The following is a 3,109-nucleotide window of genomic DNA, read 5'->3' on the forward strand; positions in this document are numbered from 1 at the left end:
ACCGGAATGTCCGGCCGGCCGAAAAGCTCCAACAAGGCAAGATCGTTACGCACCCGCCTTAAAAATCGCCGAAAAGCTCGCAGGTAAACGCACGAAATTGCCCCTGTTAGCGGAACATGCGCCATGCGCCTCCGCCACACACGCCTGCGCAGAGCATGAGCCTTCCGAATTTATCGTCTGTTCCGGACTCGGCTCGCACGTCGCACGCTGCAAGTCTACTCCATCCTCAACATGTCGCAAACCCTGAATATTCGCCGAATTTTGCGAAATAGACTCGTCCGGCGCAAACCAAGAATCAGACTTCTTCGCCGCGCATCGCAAGTCTTGGCTATCCGCTGCGGACTGTAAATTTAACTCATTAGCTGTATGTCGCAGCTTTGGCTCGCCTTCTGCTTGCGGCGAGTTCAAATTTTTAGCCGCGCACTGCGAACCAGACCCATTCGATCCGCGTCCTAGCTCGTTTTCTGCGCTCCGCGAGCTAGATTTGTCTGCAACCGACGCATCGCAGGCGAAACTACGTCGCGCCGTTTTGCTAAAAATTTGCGCACTATGCAACCCGCCCTGCTCCGCGCAAACTCCAATATTTTGCGCGCTAAAATTTTGTGCCGCTAAATTGCGTAAATTTCGTAACGCAGAGTCCTGCTCTTGCGCCAAATCCTCTGGATTGCCAGCAAATTTCGGCGATATAGAATTTTCGCCTCGCGCCTTTAAATTTTGCGTACCGAAATCAGCCGCAAAGCCCGCCTCTGTGCGCCAAACAAATTCACGCTTTTTTAAAATCACGATCGGTTTGACATTGCAATCTATCAGCGCCTCCTCCTCCGCGCTTAGGCTCGCTGTGCGCCCTGCTTGCGCTGCATCGCGACACATGATCGCAAAAGGCTTGCTCGGGCGCTTTTTGAGCGTTCGCAGCATGCGTACCGCGCGCTCGTTCGTCGCATCGCAGACGATGTGAAAGCCGCCCATTCCCTTGATCGCGCCGATCTGCCCGCGCCGCAAAAGCTCCGCCGTGCGCGCTATCGCATCCTCGTCGCTAGATAAAATTTCGCCGTCCGCGTTGCATAAAAATAGCTGCGGGCCGCAGTGCGGGCAGGAGATCGGCTCGGCGTGATAGCGGCGCGTGAGCGGGTCCGTGTATTCGCCGCGGCAGAACTCGCACATCTCAAACGCCCTCATCGTGGTGTTTGCGCGGTCGTACGGCAGCGCTGCGATGATGCTAAGGCGCGGGCCGCAATCCGTGCAGTTGATAAATGGGTAGTGAAAGCGCGGATTTTGGGGGTCGTAAAACTCTTTTTTGCACTGATCGCAGATCGCAAAATCTGGCAAAATCGGATTAAATTTACGCCCCTCCTTGGACTGCGTGATCTTAAAATCAGTAAAATTTTGCGCAAAATCTTGTGTATTAATATCTGCGCGAATAATCCTATCGATACGACAAAGCGGCGGCGCCTCACTGCGAAGGCGCTGCTCGAAAATTTTTAAAATTTCTTCTTCGCGCAGATCTTGCTCGGCGCTTTGCGGATTGCGTTTAAAGCTCTGCAAATCCCCCTTCGCGCCTTGCAAATTGTACTTAATATTTTGCAAGCCTTGCGGCGATTCATTCTGAGACATACCGCGCTGCTGCGACGAATTTTGCACGACGAAATTTTGATCCGACGAAGCGGGCAAAATAGAGCCCTGCTCGTTTAGATCGATCTCGAATAAGTTTGGTAAAAATTTCTCGCTCGCTGCGGCTTGAAAATCATTCGTCAAATCAGGCGGATTTGCTAAATCGTTTGCTAGATCACGTAGCGAACCGGCCGAATCATTCGGTAAGCTCGGTGCGCTTTGCGGCGAAATGGAGTTCGGATTTAAATTTGAGCCCGTAAAATTTGGTGACGAGCTTGCGGTCTCGCTAGAATCCGCCTCGGTAGAATTTAAAGACCGAGCGGCTGATGACGATACTTTCTGCGCTTGAATTTCGTTAGAATTCGGCTCATCTAAATTTAAAGGGGCGGAATTTTTATCAATCGAGCCTTTTTGCGGCTCGGAAAGCTCTGCGCAAACGATGATTTTAACGCCCTCGCCGTCGTTATAAACCTCGCCTTTCAGCCCCAAATCCACGGCGAGCTTGTAGACGAACGGGCGAAACCCGACCCCCTGCACTGCTCCGAAAACCTCAAATTTAGCCGCTTTCATGCGCGTACCGTCATAAATTGCGCGGTGCAGGAGCTGTTTTGCAAGCAAGTTGCGCTCGCAGCGGGCGGATAAAACGTACCGGGCGCTGCAAAATGTGCTCTAAATTTAATAAAATTTGTTCCTTCACGCTCGCGCCCTTTGCCGCTTTTTTGAAATTTCGCGCGATCTCATCTGCGTTAAATTTAGCCCGTATGGCGTGGCTATCGGCACCGCAATGCCCGCGCAACTCGCCGTTTTGCGAATAAGGCTTTGAAGCTTTATCAAAAATACGCATACATGCCCGATCTAGCGAGCTTGAAGCGCAAATTCGTCGCTAAAGCTCGCGTCAAAATTTTTGCAAAGTTTAAGCATTAAATCTGCAAATTTGCGCCCGCCAAACATCGCGCCGCCGAAGATCAAAACGTCAAAATCCTCTTTTCGCTCATCCGCCAGATCGCTTAAAAAGTAGCCCAAACTATCGAAAAATCCGAACGCAAACAGCTTTTCATTGGCGCCTGCGAGCGCATAGCTCATCGCCGAGCGCAAAATTTTATCCGCTTGCACGCAGCCGCGCTCGTCCGTGCAAAAATCAAGCCGCACCCCTTTGCCGCCCGCAAAATCCTCCGCGCTCGCTATCAAAAACGCCGCATCGCGCCCCCAGATAAGCTGCGCGGCGACGCTAAAGATGCCGTAAAATCCCGCATTTGCGCTTTTTAAAATTTCATCGATTTTCGCGGCGTTTACATTAAATTTGGCGCTAAAATTTTCAAGCAGCTTAGCGCCCGTCTCATCCGCGCAAAATTGAGCCTTAAGTTCGTCAAAGCTGCGCGGCAGATCAAATTTAAGTAGAATTTTTTTGGAGCTTTCGCCATAAATTGCGATCTCATCATCCGCGCCCACGCCCAAAAAGCAGCGCAAAACCCGTTTTTTGGGATCATTTAAAAGCCCTTTT

2 protein-coding genes and 1 pseudogene are annotated in these 3,109 nt (G+C 51.3%); all 3 read right to left on the minus strand.

Annotation, left to right across the window (positions count from 1 at the left end):
* Positions 1 to 45: 45 nt before the first annotated feature.
* A complete protein-coding gene (locus Q0605_RS07480; protein WP_298705655.1) occupies positions 46 to 2,178 on the minus strand; it encodes a Sua5/YciO/YrdC/YwlC family protein in 2,133 nt (710 codons plus the stop codon).
* A gap of 10 nt (positions 2,179 to 2,188) precedes the next feature.
* Positions 2,189 to 2,452, minus strand: coding sequence for a hypothetical protein (locus tag Q0605_RS07485; RefSeq protein ID WP_298705658.1), 264 nt, complete (start codon positions 2,450 to 2,452; stop codon positions 2,189 to 2,191).
* Positions 2,453 to 2,463: 11 nt separating this feature from the next.
* Positions 2,464 to 3,109, minus strand: a pseudogene (locus tag Q0605_RS07490) (hypothetical protein); the annotation flags it as partial.

The sequence above is a fragment of the uncultured Campylobacter sp. genome (assembly GCF_938017705.1).
GTDB lineage: Bacteria > Campylobacterota > Campylobacteria > Campylobacterales > Campylobacteraceae > Campylobacter_B.

Excerpts from the sequence above, each read along its gene's own strand:
- Q0605_RS07485 (WP_298705658.1), bottom strand. The coding sequence starts at position 2,452 with ATGCGTATTTTTGATAAAGCTTCAAAGCCTTATTCGCAAAACGGCGAG.
- Q0605_RS07480 (WP_298705655.1), bottom strand. The coding sequence starts at position 2,178 with ATGAAAGCGGCTAAATTTGAGGTTTTCGGAGCAGTGCAGGGGGTCGGG.